General features: G+C 67.8%; 16 protein-coding genes. 7 read left to right on the top strand and 9 right to left on the bottom strand.

The window, feature by feature from the left end; all coding sequences use genetic code 11:
• Positions 1–137: 137 nt before the first annotated feature.
• Entirely contained in the window at positions 138–857 is a 720-nt protein-coding gene (locus IG65_RS0107065) for an MBL fold metallo-hydrolase (protein WP_030514022.1), read from the bottom strand.
• Positions 858–1025: 168 nt separating this feature from the next.
• On the opposite strand from IG65_RS0107065, the gene IG65_RS0107060 reads away from it, so the two are divergent.
• A complete protein-coding gene (locus tag IG65_RS0107060; protein ID WP_030514021.1) occupies positions 1026–1724 on the top strand; it encodes a haloacid dehalogenase type II in 699 nt (232 codons plus the stop codon).
• Between the two features lie 97 nt (positions 1725–1821).
• Here IG65_RS0107060 and IG65_RS34450 read toward each other — a convergent pair whose 3' ends face one another.
• Positions 1822–3882 carry an MFS transporter gene (locus tag IG65_RS34450; protein ID WP_081879309.1) on the bottom strand — a complete coding sequence of 687 codons (2061 nt, stop codon included), beginning with the start codon at positions 3880–3882 and terminating at the stop codon, positions 1822–1824.
• A gap of 247 nt (positions 3883–4129) precedes the next feature.
• Here IG65_RS34450 and IG65_RS0107045 point away from each other — a divergent pair, with 247 nt between their 5' ends.
• Positions 4130–4933, top strand: coding sequence for an ABC transporter ATP-binding protein (locus tag IG65_RS0107045; protein ID WP_030514019.1), 804 nt, complete (start codon positions 4130–4132; stop codon positions 4931–4933).
• A gap of 100 nt (positions 4934–5033) precedes the next feature.
• Positions 5034–5447 carry a DUF3291 domain-containing protein gene (locus IG65_RS0107040; RefSeq protein ID WP_030514018.1) on the top strand — a complete coding sequence of 138 codons (414 nt, stop codon included), beginning with the start codon at positions 5034–5036 and terminating at the stop codon, positions 5445–5447.
• 40 nt (positions 5448–5487) lie between these two features.
• Here the strand turns inward: IG65_RS0107040 and IG65_RS0107035 are convergent, their stop codons facing one another.
• Positions 5488–6957: an amino acid permease gene (locus IG65_RS0107035; protein WP_030514017.1), complete on the bottom strand. Its 1470-nt coding sequence runs from the start codon at positions 6955–6957 to the stop codon at positions 5488–5490.
• A 100-nt stretch (positions 6958–7057) separates the two neighbouring features.
• On the opposite strand from IG65_RS0107035, the gene ggt reads away from it, so the two are divergent.
• Positions 7058–9001: a gamma-glutamyltransferase gene (gene ggt / locus IG65_RS0107030; RefSeq protein WP_051755469.1), complete on the top strand. Its 1944-nt coding sequence runs from the start codon at positions 7058–7060 to the stop codon at positions 8999–9001.
• Positions 9002–9005: 4 nt separating this feature from the next.
• Here ggt and IG65_RS0107025 read toward each other — a convergent pair whose 3' ends face one another.
• From IG65_RS0107025 to IG65_RS0107010, 4 genes are all read right to left on the bottom strand, one after another.
• Positions 9006–9509 (bottom strand): PH domain-containing protein, encoded by a 504-nt coding sequence (locus IG65_RS0107025; RefSeq protein WP_081879308.1) that lies wholly within the window; start codon positions 9507–9509, stop codon positions 9006–9008.
• 4 nt (positions 9510–9513) lie between these two features.
• Positions 9514–9993 carry a 6,7-dimethyl-8-ribityllumazine synthase gene (gene ribH / locus IG65_RS0107020; protein WP_030514014.1) on the bottom strand — a complete coding sequence of 160 codons (480 nt, stop codon included), beginning with the start codon at positions 9991–9993 and terminating at the stop codon, positions 9514–9516.
• Positions 9994–10021: 28 nt separating this feature from the next.
• Complete coding sequence (locus IG65_RS0107015; RefSeq protein ID WP_030514013.1) at positions 10022–11272, bottom strand: bifunctional 3,4-dihydroxy-2-butanone-4-phosphate synthase/GTP cyclohydrolase II; 1251 nt, start codon at positions 11270–11272, stop codon at positions 10022–10024.
• A gap of 81 nt (positions 11273–11353) precedes the next feature.
• Positions 11354–11974 carry a riboflavin synthase gene (locus IG65_RS0107010; RefSeq protein WP_030514012.1) on the bottom strand — a complete coding sequence of 207 codons (621 nt, stop codon included), beginning with the start codon at positions 11972–11974 and terminating at the stop codon, positions 11354–11356.
• 491 nt (positions 11975–12465) lie between these two features.
• Between IG65_RS0107010 and IG65_RS0107000 the strand changes: the two genes are divergently transcribed.
• Entirely contained in the window at positions 12466–12936 is a 471-nt protein-coding gene (locus IG65_RS0107000; RefSeq protein WP_030514011.1) for a hypothetical protein, read from the top strand.
• Here the strand turns inward: IG65_RS0107000 and rpe are convergent.
• On the bottom strand, positions 12905–13570 hold the full coding sequence (rpe, locus tag IG65_RS0106995; protein ID WP_030514010.1) for a ribulose-phosphate 3-epimerase: 666 nt from the start codon (positions 13568–13570) through the stop codon (positions 12905–12907). The two genes, IG65_RS0107000 and rpe, sit on opposite strands and share 32 nt — an antisense overlap.
• Positions 13571–13702: 132 nt before the next feature.
• Here rpe and IG65_RS0106990 point away from each other — a divergent pair, with 132 nt between their 5' ends.
• The gene (locus IG65_RS0106990; protein ID WP_227462764.1) at positions 13703–14116 is read left to right on the top strand and encodes an ATP-binding protein; all 414 of its coding nucleotides are present in this window, start codon (positions 13703–13705) and stop codon (positions 14114–14116) included.
• Entirely contained in the window at positions 14116–15042 is a 927-nt protein-coding gene (locus tag IG65_RS0106985; protein WP_030514008.1) for a SigB/SigF/SigG family RNA polymerase sigma factor, read from the top strand. The genes IG65_RS0106990 and IG65_RS0106985 overlap by 1 nt, the downstream gene beginning before the upstream one ends.
• Before the next feature lie 9 nt (positions 15043–15051).
• On the opposite strand, the gene IG65_RS0106980 is transcribed toward IG65_RS0106985, so the two are convergent.
• On the bottom strand, positions 15052–15981 hold the full coding sequence (locus IG65_RS0106980; RefSeq protein ID WP_030514007.1) for a LysR family transcriptional regulator: 930 nt from the start codon (positions 15979–15981) through the stop codon (positions 15052–15054).
• Positions 15982–16068 lie beyond the last annotated feature (87 nt).

The raw sequence follows: 16068 nt of genomic DNA, 5'->3' as shown, positions 1-16068 counted from the left end.
CGCCGATCACCTCCGTCGAATGTGTGTGCCGAGTCTAGGGCCACACCCGCCGCTCGGCGCGCCTTCGGCATACCCGGTGTCGCGGTCGCGTACACCCGTCCGCGGCCTTCAGTCGTTCCGATCCGGCGCGGAACCGATCAGGCTGGAAGCAAGCGTCTCTCGTAATCCGCGGCCAGCGCCCGCAGTGCGGCGGCGCCGTCGCCGGCGAAGCTGGAGCCGTGCATCACCGCCAGCGTCGCCGGATTCAACTCCGCCAGTCGGTACAGGGCAGCCGGTACCGCGGGGCCCAGTGACGTCGCCCGGAAGACGTCCTCGGCGAGTACGGCCGGACCGACCACGTCGGATTCGGTGAGTGCGGGCCCGTCGCCCACCTGGGTCATCAGATCCCCGCAGAACAGCACGCCCGTGGTCTCCTCGTAGAGCACCCGCGACTCCCAGTTGTGCGGTGCGTGCGGAGTGTCGATGTGGCGGATGCGCCGCTCACCCAGTTCGATGACCTCCCCGTCGGCCAGCGGGCGCGGCGGCCGGTCGGCGAGATCGTCGATCGACACCTGACAACCGAGAATTCCGTGCGCCACCTGGGCGTGCGGCGCGGCGGCCAGGAACAGATTCATCGCCCCGCATTCGTCGGCCTCGACGTGGCCGAAGGTGATCCAGCGCAGCCGTTCCACCGGCACGATCGCAGAGATCTGCTCGCTCACCAGCGGGAACAGCGCGCGCATGCCGCAATGGAACAGCAGCGGCTCCTCGTCGGCGACAAGGAATTGGTTGAAGCTGAACCCGGTCGGCCCGACCTCGGGCACGAAGGTGGATATCCGGTAGATCCGATCGGCTATCTCATCGGTACGGGTCTGCATGATCTCGCTCCCATCCGAGGCTCGCGCACCGACGGCACCACTCTCGGCGGCGCGGACCCGCGTCTCCGACGTCGACCCCGGAACAAATGTTATCCAGATCACATGGCGAGGTCGATAGCGCCGCCCGGCCGCGCGGCTCGCCGGACGACCGCCGCTACCATCGCGATCATGAACGACCGGCCGAAGGCGCTGCTGTTCGACGTGCAGGGCACCGCCACCGATTTTCACTCCACCGTCGTCGCGGCGGCTGCGGCGACGCTCGGGCAGCGCTATCCCGGCCGGGACTGGTCGGCGTTCGTGAACGATTGGCGCGCAGCGTATTTCCGCGGCACGGCCGCGGTCGGTGACCACTGGGTGAGTGTCGATTCGATCTATCGTGCGGCACTCGACGCACTCCTCACCGAGCGCGGTATGGATGCGCCGTCGGATGCCCGCGCCGAACTGAATTCCGCCTGGAAGCGCCTGGACCCATGGCCGGACGCGGTGCCCGGGCTGACCCGGCTGCGACGCCGCTACACCCTCGCGACGTTGTCGAATGCCGACGTCGACGCGGTCGTCGGCATCACCCGGCACTGCGATTTCCCGTGGCACGCCGTGTTCACGGCCGAGATGGCAGGTGCGCACAAACCCGATCCCCGCACCTACCGCATGGCCGCGCACTATCTCGGCGCCCAGCCGGGCGAGATCATGATGGTCGCGAGCCACAAGTACGACATCCGGGCCGCGGCCGCCCTGGGCTTCCGCACCGCCTTCGTCGCACGGCCGCTCGAATTCGGCGATCCGGCCCTGGCCGACACCGCGTTCAGCGACGAATTCGATATCAACGCAACCGATTTCGAGGACCTGGCCGACCAGCTGGGATGCTGAACCGCGGCGATCGAAGCCATCCGTCTGTGCCGATGGGCGCACTCGAGGTCCGGAACGGGCGGCAGCCGCGTTCCGGACCTCGATTCACGTCGCGGAACTACCCCGCAGGCGCCGGCTCGGCAGGCGGCGCCGCTTCCCCAGCCGCCGATTCCCCTGCGCCGGAAGTGCTTTCGGCGACGGTCGCCGGCTCTGCCGATTCCGCTGCCGAGGTCTCCTTCCCGGCCTCGGTTTCCGCCAACGCCACCAGTTCCTGTCGCACACGCAGGTCGTGTTCGGCGGCATCGGCGGCGGCCCGCTTCGGACTCCAGCGCCCGGCCATCAGGAAGACGAACGGCAGGAACAGCACCTGCGCGATCAGGCAGATCCACCACCACTGCCGCCACTGCACCGGCGAGTCGGCGGCCGCCTGCTTCACCTCGGCGCCGTGCTCGGCCACATAGGCAAGATCATCGGCCGGCACGGTGGCCACCGCCTGCAACTGCGCTTGCGCGGTCACGAGTTTCGGGCCGACCGTACTGGCGACCGCGAGCTGATCGCGCGGAATCTGCTGAGTCGCGGTCAGCCGCCCCACCGCTTCGGCGGGGCTGATGCCGAATTTCGCCGCCACCTGACCGACCGCGGCGCCCGCGGCCCGCGCGTCGTTCGGATTCACCGCCAGAGCACCGAGCGTGGCCGGATCCACGGCCTGCAGTGTCGCCAGCTCCTGCGGATAGCGCGCGTTCAACGCGATGGTGGCCTGGATGTCGGCGGGTGACGCGCCGGTCAGCTTGGTCAGCGCGGCCATCTGAGCGGCGGGATCGGCGGGATTGCGACCGAGTTGCGTCATGGTCTCGGCGCCGACGGTCTGGATGGTCGCCAGCTGCGCTCCGTGCTGCGCCTGGATCTCCTGCAATCGCGGACCGTTGTTGACCAGCGGTCCGGCCGCGTCGACCACCATCAGCAGACCGAACAGCGTGAAGGTCACCACCGTGCGCAGCACACCGCCCCACACGGCCAGCCCGACCGCGGTCGCGGCCGGATTGCGGCGCTCCACGGTTTCGGTGAAGCTCGCCATCCAGGTGGCGTAGGCGATGCCGCCGCCGACCGCGATGACCGTCATCACCACCGCGAACGAGTAGTACCCGGTATCGGGATGATCGGTGTAGCCGAGGAAGACGTACAGCCCGGCGATGCTGATCAAGGCGCCGAGGATCATGAACGGTTTGCGCACCTTGAGGATGTCCGACACGATGCCGGTCACCACCAGCGCCACCGCGTTCGCGATCCAGTACCAGTTACCCAGCGCGTTGGCCTGGGCCGGTGTGAAACCGAAGTTGGTCGCCAGATACACCGGCAGGAACGACACGATGGTGTAGAAGAATGCCAGGAAGATGCTGATGGCCAGCGCGGAGCCGACCACGTCGACCCGCATCATCTGCCGCCACTGCCCGCGTTCGAGCGCCTCGACGTCCAGGCCCTTGGCCCGCGCCTCGACCAGTGCCCGATCCCGCAGGCTCACCATCACCTGATCACGCAGGCGCGGACTCAGTTCGCGCAATCCGATCACCGCGACCACGGCGACCGCACAGCTGATCACACCGCACAGGCGGTAGTGGAACTGCCAGTCCGGATGACTGTCGAGGGTGCGGGCGGTGATCTCGCTGGTGACGAGTGCGCCGATCACCGGCCCCAGGGTCCAGAATCCCATCGCCGAGGCACGGCCCAGCTGCGGTGAGAAGTCCCGGATCAACGCGGGAGTGGCCACCAGCACCGCGCCTTCGACCACGCTCACCACGCAGTAGACGACGAGATAGGCCATCTTCGTGGTCGTCGCCGGAAGCGCGAACAGGGTGAGCAGCGAACAGATCACCACCCCGTAGGCCACGATATTGGCTCGTCCCCAGCGGTCGAGCAGGCCCGCCGCCACCGAGGCCGCGGCGCCGAAGGCCGCGCCGATGATGAAGATCCACACGAAATAGGCGAACGAGAGGTGGAAGTAGGCGATCAGCTGATTGCCGACCGCGCCCGCGACGAAGAGCTGGTAGTACAGCACGATCGAGGTGATCACCACGAGCGTCAGGTACCAGGAGCGGGCGGGGGTGTCGGGATAGTGCGGTAGTTTTCGCCGCCACAATCCGGTGAGCAGGGTGGGAGCGGCTGCTGTCGAGGTCGAGCTCATGGTCGAGATGCCTTTCTGGCCACGGCATCTCGTCGCGGGATGATCTCTTGTGATTCCGCACGAGCACCGGGTGGGAAAAGGGTAGCGGTCAATCGTGATCCACATCACTTTTCCGGCAACTCGATCGAACCGACCGACCCGATTGTGGGCAGAAACCGACCGGTCGACGGTTGCCCGATATTCGCGGCGCCGCCGGCGCGCTCCACGACCTATCAGCTTGTCTGAGGAGTTTGCTACCGTGGAGCACATGGTCGACTCCCCCATCCTGCAGGTGGACGCCGTAGATTTCGTGCGCAACCGCAATCCGATCCTGTCCGCGGTCTCGCTCACCGTGCGCGCCGGCGAGCATTGGGCACTACTGGGCCCCAACGGCGCCGGCAAGACCACGCTGCTGAAGATGCTGGGCGCATTCGAACACCCCACCCACGGCAGTGTGCACGTTCTCGGCCATCGGCTGGGGCGGGTGGATATGCGCGAATTGCGTACCGCCATCGGCCATGTCGACCCCCGGCACAATCCGCCCTACCCGCTCACCGCGCACGAGGTGGTCGTGACCGGCCTGACCAATACCGCCGACATCAAGCAGCGTTGGTCACCGACGCCGGAACAGGACGCCGAGGCGGATCGGCTCATCGAACTGATGGGGCTGACCCATCGCCGCGACGCTCGCTGGCCCACGCTGTCCCAAGGCGAGCGGGGCCGCGCGCTCATCGCCCGGGCGCTGATCGCCGAACCGCGGCTGCTCCTGCTCGACGAACCGGCCACCGGACTGGACGTCGGCGGCCGGGAACAGCTCATCGACCGCATCGATCTACTGCAGGCCACCCATCCCGAACTGGCGTCGGTTCTGGTCACCCATCACCTCGAGGAGTTACCCCCGGCCACCACCCACGTGCTGTTGCTGCGCGCGGGACGCTGCGTCGCGAGCGGACCGGTGGACGAGGTGCTGACCAGCAGCAATATCAGCACCTGTTTCGACCATCCCATCCGGCTGACCCGCACCGAGGACGGCCGCTGGCATGTGCGTGCGGAGCGCAGTGTGCGGGCTTGAGCCGGCTCACCCCGCAATCTTGTCATTGACAAGATTGCGGGGGCGTGCGATGTTGGGCAGGCGACAGCACCACACTCCGACTCGTCGAAAGTTCACCGCCATGCCCACACTGCCCTGGGTCACCGTCGAGCGGCCCACCACCGATACCGTCCAGATCATGGCCTCACGGCTCGAAGTCCGGTCACTGCGGCACGTCCCCGGATTCCTCGCGACCTCGATCGTGCTGCGGCGCCAGGCCCGCCGCTCCCCCGGCGCACTCGGCATCGCCCTGAAGGCCGATCTCACCCGCCGCACGTTCTGGACTCTGTCGGCCTGGACGGACCAGGCGGCGATCAGCGCCTACGCCCGGACCGATCCGCACGCCTCGGCCATCGTGCGCGCCCGCACGGTGATGCGCGAATCGACGTTCGTCTTCTGGTCCGCCCCGGCCGCCGACCTGCCGATCGAATGGTCCGAGGCGCAGCGCCGCATCGCCGAGGAGCGCGAAAAGCGAAGCAGCACAACCTCGTTGTGACCGTACGGCCCTCGATCGGCGGCCCGGCCCGAGGGGCCGGTCAGTCGTCGACGGGGACCGATTCCGAGCGCCTGGCCGGCTGCTCGTCCTCGGGCGGTTCCCGCAGCCGCGCCACCTCCAGCACCCGCGAGCGGGCGGCGAACCAGCCGATGATCAGCGCCGGGATCAGGATCACCAGACTCGCCACCGTCCAGGTGCCCACCGGGTGGTCGAAGGCCATCAGCACCAGCATCGCGGCCAGGAACACCAGGGTCGCGATGCCGGTATAGGGGGCGCCGAACATGCGGAACGCGGGCCGTTCCAGCTCACCGCGCCGCCAGCGCCGGTACAGCGCCAGCTGGCACAGCACGATCGTCGCCCACGAGGACAGGATGCCCAGCGACGCGATGTTGAGCACGATCTCGAACGCGCGCGCCGGCACGATGTAGTTGAGCCAGATGCCGACCAGGGCGATCACACTGGTCAGCACGATGCCGCCGTAGGGCACACCGCGGCTGTTCATCCGCGCGGTGAAACGCGGGGCGCTGCCGTTGACCGCCATCGAGCGCAGAATGCGTCCGGTCGAATACAGACCGGCGTTGAGACTGGAGAAGGCCGCGGTGAGCACGACCAGGTTCATCACCGAACCAGCATGCGGCACACCCAGTTTGGTGAAGAAGGTGACGAACGGGCTCTCGTCGGCGTGGTAGGCGGTGTAGGGCAGCAACAGCGCCAGCAGGATCAGCGAGCCGACATAGAACACCGCGATACGCAGGATCACCGAGTTGATGGCGCGCGGCATGATCTGCTGCGGATTCTCGGTCTCCCCCGCCGCGGTGCCGACCATCTCCACCGCGGCATAGGCGAACACCACGCCCGAGGCGACCGTCACCAGCGGCAGCACCCCGGTGGGGAACCAGCCGCCGGAGTGCGCGACCAATCCGAGACCCGTCGCGGCCCCGTCGACCCGGAATCGCCCGCCGAGGAAGACGATGCCGATGATCAGGAACGACACCAGGGCGACGACCTTGATCAGCGCCGCCCAGAACTCGAGTTCACCGAACCATTTGACCGAGATCAGGTTCACGCTCAGCACCAGGCACAACGCGATCAGCGCCAGCACCCACTGCGGGATCGCGCCGAACGCGCCCCAGTAGTGCAGATAGGTGGCGATCGCGGTGGTGTCGACGATGCCGGTCATCGACCAGTTCAGGAAATAGGTCCAGCCGGCGACGAAAGCCGCCTTCTCCCCGTAGAACTCGCGCGCATAGGAGACGAACGACCCCGACGAGGGCCGGTGCAGGACCAATTCGCCCAGCGCCCGCAGGATGAAGAAGACGAAGACACCGCATACCGCGTATACGAGAAACAGTCCCGGCCCCGCATGGGCCAGCCGCCCGCCGGCGCCGAGGAACAGACCGGTGCCGATGGCGCCACCGATCGCGATCATCTGCAACTGCCGCGGCTTGAGGCTCTTGTGATAGCCGCTGTCCTCCGCGGACAGGTGCGTCTGTGCTGGTGTCTCGCTCATCGGTCGGGTGATCCCTTGGTCGCGGTCGGGGCGGCTCGACGTTACCCGGTATGGGAATGACACCCCGCGTGGTGGGGCCCATGCGGGTTAAAGTGCCTGCATGAGGCGCACGCGAGCGATTCTGGGCGGCGCGAGCGCCGTCCTGCTGCTGATCACCGGGCTGCTCACGGGCTGCTCGTCCACCACTTCCGAGGCCGGCCGAAGCTGCGTCGAAGGTCCGGACGGCACTCCGATCACCGCGGTGGCGGGACCGGCGGCGGGGGCGACGAATCTGGCCACCAATCCCGAGATCGCCACCGGCTATCGCAGCGGTATGACCCCGGTGCGCACGCACACCTTCGCGGTCTCCACCGCGAACCCGCTGGCCACCCACGCCGCCTGCGAGGTCCTGGCCGACGGCGGCACCGCGGCCGATGCGCTGATCGCCGCGCAGACGGTCCTGGGATTGGTCGAACCCCAGGCCTCCGGCATCGGCGGCGGCGCGTTCCTGCTCTACTACGACGCCGCGGCCGGATCGGTCGACGCCTACGACGGGCGCGAGGTCGCACCCGCCGCCGCGACCGAGAACTATCTGCGCTGGATCAGCGACACCGATCATTCGGTGCCGCAACCGAATACGCGCGCCAGCGGACGGTCGATCGGCGTGCCGGGTGTGCTGCGACTGCTCGAGGCGGCCCATCGCGACCACGGCAAGCAGTCCTGGCGCGACCTGTTCGATCCGGCGATCTCGCTGGCGGACAACGGTTTCGACATCAGCGCCCGGATGACGAGCCAGATCGCGCAGTCGGCGCCGGACCTCGCCCGGGACGCGAATGCCAGGCAGTACTTCCTGCAGCCCGACGGCTCCCCCAAACCGCGAGGCTTCCACCTCGCCAATCCGGCCATAGCGAAGACGTTGAGCGCCATCGCCTCCGACGGTCCCGACGCCTTCTACACCGGCGCGGTCGCCCGCGACATCGTCGACGCCACCGCGACCACCAGCGGTGGCCGTACCCCGGGGCAGATCTCGCTCGACGATCTCGCCCGGTACCAGGCGAAGAAACGCACCGCCCTGTGCACCGACTACCGCACCCACCGGATCTGCGGGATGCCCAATCCGTCCTCGGGCGGCATCACCGTCGCCGCGACCCTCGGGATTCTGGAGAACTTCGATCTCGCCGGCCTGCCCCCGGACCGTCTCGACCGAAACGGCGGTACCCCGAAAGCCGAAGCGGTGCATCTGATCTCGGAGGCCGAGCGGCTGGCCTACGCCGACCGCGACAAGTACATCGCCGACCCCGATTTCGTCCCGCTGCCCGGCGGCTCACCCGCCGCGCTGGTGAACAAGGATTATCTGAAGCAGCGGGCCGCCCTCATCGATCCGAACCATTCCATGGGCACCGCGAAGCCCGGTGACTTCGGTCCGGTCCCGCTCGGCACCGGCGTGCAGCAACCCGAACACGGCACCAGCCACATCTCCGTCGTGGACCGGTACGGCAACGCCGCCACCATGACCACCACCGTCGAATCGGCGTTCGGATCGTTCCATCTGGTCGACGGATTCGTGCTGAACAATCAGCTCACCGACTTCAGCGCCGAACCCGCCGATGCGACCGGTACGCCGCTGGCCAACCGGGTACAGCCGGGGAAGCGACCGCGCAGTTCGATGAGTCCCACGCTGGTGTTCGATCGGGCGCCGGACGGGTCACGCGGACAGCTGGTGGACGTGACCGGTTCGCCCGGCGGTTCGGTGATCATCCAGTTCGTGGTGAAAGCGCTGGTGGGCCTGCTGGATTGGCAGCTGGACCCGCAGCAGGCGGTATCCCAGGTGGCCTTCGGCGCGGCGAACACACCGGTGACCGGCGTCGGCGGGGAACATCCCGCGATCGACGCCACCGACAACGGCGCCCACGACCCGCTGGTGCAGAAGCTGCGCGAGATGGGGCATCAGGTCTCGGTCGACCCGCAGTCCAGCGGCCTCAGCGCTCTGCAGCGCGAGAACGGCGGCTGGATCGGCGGGGCCGATCCGCGGCGGGAGGGCATCGTCCTGGGCGATACCCGATGACGGCTCAGTCCTGCTGTGTGGCGGTGTATTTCGCGCCGAGTTCGCGGAAGCGGTCCATCGCGCGGGCGGCGTGATCCTTGTCGTTGACGCGGATCGCCAGCATCGGCACGTATTCGTCGCCGGCCAATTCCAGCCGCGCCCAGGCCTTCTTGTCCGGAATCGCGACGCCGCGAATATCGGCCCAGCGGAACTCGTTGTCGCCCAGGATGTTGCGGACCACCACGCCCTGCGGCCCGACGCGCACCCGCGGCCGGGTCAGCAGGAGCACGGCACCGGCCAGCAACAATCCGAAGCAGATGATGGCGACCTGGTCGGCCCCGCGGAAGTTCACCCCGGTCGCCGAATTACTCGACAGCACCCCGGCCAGGACGAACAACACCGCGATCACCGCCGCCACGATGCGCGCGGTGCGCACCGCACGGCGCGGGCGCACCTCGAGATCCCACTGCGGCGCATCCGCCGCCGGGGACTGGGGACCGCGTTTGAACAGGCGAACGACCGGCGGCATCGGCTCAGACTTCCCGGCGCAGCGCGCGCAGGGTCAGCGCCGCGTCCAGTGCCGCCGCACCCGCCTGCTCGCCCTTGTTCTCGGCCGAATCCGGCAGGCCCGCGCGGTCGAGGGCCTGCTCCTCGGTGTTCACCGTGAGCACTCCGTTGGTGACCGGTGTGCCCTCGTCCAGCGACACTCGCGTCAAACCGGCGGTGACCGCATCGCAGACGTATTCGAAATGCGGTGTCTCGCCGCGGATCACGACGCCCAGCGCCACGACCGCGTCGTGCGTGCGGGCCAGCGCCTGCGCGACCACCGGCAACTCCATCGCCCCGGCACAGCGCACCACGGTGATCTGCTCGACGCCCGCTTCCCGGGCCACCCGCTCGGCGTTGGCGAGCAACGTGTCGCAGATGGTGGTGTGCCAGCGCGAGGCGACGATGCCGACCGTCAGCTCCTTCGCGTCCGCCAGCGCGAACTCCGGTACGCCCGTACCGCTCATCGACCGATACCCCTTCTTCGAATTCCGACTACTGCGCGGTCTCGCCGAGATCCAGGTCGTCCAAGCCGACCAGGTCGTGGCCCATCCGGTCGCGCTTGGTACGCAGATACCGCAGATTCTCGGCATTGGCGCGCACCGGCATCGGCACCCGCTCGGTGATGCTCAGGCCGTAGCCGTCCAGCCCGACCCGCTTGGCCGGATTGTTGGTGAGCAGCCGCATCGACTTGATCCCGAGATCGACCAGGATCTGCGCGCCCGTGCCGTAGTCGCGGGCATCGGCGGGCAGGCCGAGTTCGATATTGGCGTCCACGGTGTCGTGGCCGGAATCCTGCAGCTGATAGGCCTGCAGCTTGTGCATCAGGCCGATGCCGCGGCCCTCGTGCCCGCGCATGTAGAGCACCACACCGCGCCCCTCGGCGGCGACCATCTCCATCGCCGCGTCCAGCTGCGGGCCGCAGTCACAGCGCAGCGAGCCGAATACGTCACCGGTCAGGCATTCCGAGTGCACGCGCACCAGGACGTCGTCACCGGCGTCGACGCTCAGATCGCCGCGCACCAGCGCCACATGCTCGACATCGTCGTAGATGCTCTTGTAGCCGACGGCCTTGAATTCGCCGTACTTGGTGGGGATGCGCGCCTCGGCGATCCGCTCCACCTGCTTCTCGTGCCTGCGGCGCCACGCGATCATGTCGGCGATCGAGATCAGCGCGAGCTCGTGCTCGTCGGCGAAGATCCGCAACTCTTCGGTGCGGGCCATATCGCCCTCGTTCTTCTGGCTGACGATCTCGCAGATCACACCCGCCGGACTCAGACCGGCCATCCGGGCCAGGTCCACGGCCGCCTCGGTGTGGCCCGGGCGGCGCAGCACTCCGCCGTCCTTGGCGCGCAGCGGCACGACATGGCCCGGCCGGGTGAATTCGTCGGCGCGCGAGGCCGGATCGGCCAGCAGGCGCATGGTCGTCGCGCGGTCGGCGGCCGAGATGCCGGTACTGATGCCTTCTCGCGCGTCCACCGAGACCGTGTACGCGGTGCCGTGCTTGTCCTGGTTCATCGAGTACATGGGCGGTAAGCCCAGCCGATCGCAGTCCGCACCGGTCAACGGCACACAGATGTAGCCGGAGGTGTATCGGATCATGAAAGCCACCAGCTCGGGGGTCGCCTTCTCCGCGGCGAAGATGAGGTCGCCCTCGTTCTCCCGGCCCTCGTCGTCGACGACGACTACCGCCTTACCGGCGGCGATATCGGCGACTGCGCGCTCGATGGTGTCGAACCTGGTCACGTCTGCTGTGCTCCACTTCGGAATAGGTGCGACTCGAGCCTACTGGGTCGGGTCGCCGATACGACGTCGCGGTTGCTCCGGCTAGCCACGCTGCTGGAGTCGCTCGACATATTTGGCGATGACGTCGACCTCCAGATTCACGGTGGTGCCGGCGGGCGCGGACCCGAGGGTGGTGAGTTCGCGGGTGGTGGGAATAAGCGAGACCTCGAACCAGTCGCGGTGCCCGGGCTCACCGGCGTCGTCCACGCCGAGACCCGAGACGGTCAGCGAGATGCCGTCGACGGTGATCGACCCCTTCTCGACCACATAGCGAGCGAGGTTGTCGGGCAACGAGATTCGCACCACCTCCCAGTTGTCGGAGGGTGTGCGCGACATGATGACCCCGGTGCCGTCGACGTGCCCCTGCACGATGTGGCCACCGAGCCGGCTGTTCACCGCCGCGGCGCGCTCCAGGTTCACCTTCGAGCCGATGTCGAGTTTGCCGATGCCTGAACGATTGAGCGTCTCACCCATCACATCGGTGGTGAAGCTGTCACCGTCGACCACGTCGACCACGGTCAGGCAGACGCCGTTGACCGCGATGGAGTCACCGTGGCGGGCATCGGAGGTGACGGTCGCGCCGCGAATGGTGAGCCTGGCCGCGTCCGCGGACCGCTCGGCGGCGACGATCTCGCCCAACTCCTCGACGATGCCTGTGAACATCCGTATCTCCTGTCAGCCCGGCGCCCACCGCGTCGGGGCGTCCGCTAGCGCAAACGGTGCCGGCGGCCCGGGGTATTCCCCCCGTGGGCCGCAGTGTCATCAGCGTAACGACGCGCTGTAGCAGAGCACATCCGGCCGTCCCACCGACCGGTCGCGTCCGGGCATTCGAGACTTTCGGACCGGAAATATGCACTGAACCGGACGCCGTCTCGGCGGCGCGCCGAGCGGGCCGATCGGCGTCCCCGCGATTCGGCCGTACGCCGGATACCGAAAAGGAATTGTCGGCAATTTCCGGAGAAATGGAATTCGATTCACGTTTTCACCGGTCGAATATCCGGCTTCTACCGGCCCGGATCGCGGTCGAATTCGATTTGTTACCCACGTGACTGCGAATTCAACCCCGGCGCTTGCACCAGGGCCAATTCGGTAGCAATATTGTTATGCAGTTGATTCCAACAGTTCATTGGACAACAACCTCATGGGGGTGTGGCGTGACCACAGTGATCGATACGTCTCTCACGGATCGTTGCGAGCGGTATCGCCGCATTTTCCATCTCCCCGCGACGGTGGACGACGCGGCCCGGCACATCGTTCTCGAAGTCGGGCAGCAATTCGGTGCGGTCACCATGCCGGCCGATCTGGGTGAGCGGGTTCTGCGCCAGCTCACCCAGTCCGGACTCGTCACGCCCGTGGTTCACCATCCGCGCGCGCGGCGCTGGACCTTCATCACCGGCCCGTCGTGCTCCGCCGGCGTCAGCACATCCGTTGCGGCCGAACTGTTCCGGCTGTACACGACCGTCGCGTGCACGGGCAGTCACGTGGTCCTGCCCTCGGCCGAGGACGAACGGACCGGCTATCGGATCTGGGTACAGACGCCCGACCATCTCGACGCGGTCGTCCCCATGGCCGCGGTCGTGGAGGCCGCGCGGCTCAGCGCCGTGCCGCCTGCTCCGTCGCGATGACCTTCTCGCGCAAGGCTTCCACGGTCGCCGCCGGATCGTCCGTGCCGTAGACCGCGGAACCGGCGACGAAGCAGTCCACCCCGGCCTCGGCGGCGGCTTCGATGGTGTCCATATTGATGCCGCCGTCGATTTCGACGACCAGACGCAATTCGCCGCTGTCGACGAGCCGGCGAACCGCGCGCGCCTTCTCCAGCACATGCGGAATGAACGACTGCCCGCCGAATCCGGGCTCGACGCTCATCACCAGCAGGGTGTCGAAGTCGCGGAGAATTTCCAGATAGGGCTCGATGGGTGTATTCGGTTTCACCGACAATCCGGCCTTCGCGCCGGCGGCGTGGATATCGCGGGCCACCGCGACCGGATCGTCGGTCGCCTCGGCGTGGAAGGTCACGTTGTAGGCACCGGCCTCCGCGTACGGGGGCGCCCAGCGGGCCGGATCCTCGATCATCAGATGGCAGTCCAGCGGGATGTCGGTGGTCTTCAGCAGACTCTGCACCACGGGCAGACCCAGGGTCAGGTTCGGTACGAAGTGGTTGTCCATCACATCGACGTGCAGCCAGTCCGCTCCCTCGACGGCGCGTACCTCCTCCGCCAGACGAGCGAAATCAGCGGACAGGATGGACGGTGCGATCATCGGCGACGGCCGGTGAAAGTGGGAATTCGAGGTGGACACAGCGCGTGAGTGTACTGGGTCGATCACACCGGTTTTCGGCACTGTCGACGATTGCGCGACGCGAAGTTGGGTAGCCTTCGTAGGGTGATCAACATGTCGGCTGAAGAGGGACTGCGCAGCACACCCGTCGAAATCGGAGTAGCGGCCACGGTGTCGCAACTGCCCATCGTGCGCGGATTGGCCGAAACACTGGTCCTGCTCAGCGATTTCACACTCGACGAGGTCGCCGACATCCGGCTGGCCGTCGACGAGGCGTGCTCGACGCTGATCGAACTCGCCGTCCCCGGCAGCACCCTGCAGTGCCGCTTCACCGTCGGCGACACCGATCTTCTCGTCCGGGTGGCCGGAATCGCGGCCACCTCGAAACTGCCCGACCAGCGCAGCTTCGGCTGGCATGTGCTGCGGACCCTCACCGATGGGATCGAGGTCGCGCAGGAACCCTTCGATTCGGCGATTTCCGGATACCCGACGGTGGTGGAATTTCGCCGGGTCCGGGGGAAGGCGTAGTGGCCGAGCACGACAGCGTGTTCGAGGCCGACGACGCCGAGGACACCACGGGTACGGCCGCGAGCGGATCCCCTGACGACACCGGCGCCGAGGACGGCGGCGGCCGCGCGCACGACAGCGAGAACACCCCGGACGACGAGGAAGACGGCGATGAGGTCGCCGAGGTCACCGGTTCGGTCTCCGGCTACGACGATGTGAACCTGCTGTTCCAGGCACTGTCGGAGGCCGGTGAGGGCCGCCGCGCCGAATTGCGCGACGAGTTGATCAATCGCTGTATTCCGTTGGCGGACCACATCGCCCGCAAATTCAGCGGTCGCGGCGAGCCGTTCGACGATCTGACACAGGTGGCCCGCGTCGGGCTGGTCCACGCGGTCGATCGGTTCGACGTCTCGCGGGGCTCGAACTTCCTGTCCTTCGCGGTGCCCACCATCATGGGCGAGGTGCGGCGCTACTTCCGCGACAACACCTGGGCGATGCGGGTGCCGCGGCGGGTCAAGGAGACTCATCTGCGCATCGGCTCGGCGATCGATTCGCTTTCGCAGTCGCTGGGCCGCTCTCCGACCGCCAAGGAGATCGCCGCCGAACTCGACATCCATCCCGACGAGGTGACCCAGGCCGTCATCGCGGGCAACGCGTATCAGCCCAGTTCCATCGACGCGGTATCGGTGGGCCGCGATACCGAGGCCTCGCTGCTGGACACTCTCGGCGAAGAGGAGTCGCAGTTCGACCGGGTCGAGGAATACGTGGCGATCCGGCCGCTGCTCGCGGGCCTGCCCGAACGCGAACGGCGCATTCTCACCATGCGGTTCTTCGAATCGATGACGCAGACCCAGATCGCGCAGCGGATGGGGATATCGCAGATGCACGTATCCCGGATTCTCGCGAAAACGCTTGCGCGACTGCGGGAGCAGAGCGCCCGCGAGTGAGGCCGGCGGTTACGCCGGAGCGGACGTTCGCGGTGTCGCGGCGCGCTGGGCGTGCACGATGGCCGACACCAGTTGCCCGGCCGGGCCGCCCAGTTTGCGCGGTGGACGCCACACCGCGCGCAGGGTGCGCCGCAGGTCCAGGCCCTCAACGGCGACCGCGCGCAGTTCGCCGCGCTCGAGCTGATCGCCGACCGCGAGGGTGCTGAGGACCGCGGGCCCCACGCCGCCGAGCACGCTGGTGCGGATGGCCGCGGCGCTGCCGAGCTCCAGAAGCGGTTCGGCACGCGGATATTCGGCCAATGCGACATCGAGCGTGCTGCGGGTACCGGAACCGGGTTCACGTACTACCAGCGGTGTCGCGGCCAGTTCGGCGACGGTGAGCGGGGCGCGGCGCCGCGCCCACGGGTGCCCGGGATCGACCACGACGAGCAGGCGATCGTGCGCCACGGTCACATGCGGCAATCCCGCGGGCACGGCCGGCGATTCGACGAATCCCAGATCGCATTCCCCCGCCACCAGCCGATCGCACACTTGGCGCGAATTATGCACCTGGAGATGGACTTTCACATCCGGATGGCCGCGGCGGAACGCGCCGAGCCACCCCGGCAGCAGACATTCCGCGACCGTCATGCTGGCAGCGACGGTGAGTTCGGCCTCCTGATCGGTGCGCAGCGCGGCGGCGGCATCGAGTAGCCGGTCCACATCCGCCAGCACCTCGCGCGCCCAGTGCACGACGACGGTCCCCGCCGGAGTGAGCGTGGAGCCGCGCGGTGAGCGCCGCAGCAGGGCGAGGCCCAGCCGATGCTCCCACTGCCGCACCGCGCGGCTGGCGTTCGGCTGTGCCATGCCGATCGAGCGTGCGGCGGCGCCGAGACTGCCATGGTCGTCGATGGCGACCAGCAGCTCCAGGAAAACCAGGTCGCGGCGGATATCAGCCATACCGTAATCATATGCATCGGGCACAGCTCATATCATCGCGATATGAGGCCGATGCCGTTTCGGCCGCTACCGGACCGCACCGATTCG

Source organism: Nocardia sp. NRRL WC-3656 (assembly GCF_000720265.1).
Classification (GTDB): domain Bacteria; phylum Actinomycetota; class Actinomycetes; order Mycobacteriales; family Mycobacteriaceae; genus Nocardia; species Nocardia nova.
Note: the sequence above shows the minus strand (reverse complement) of the source record. Positions and strands in the feature narration are given on the sequence as shown.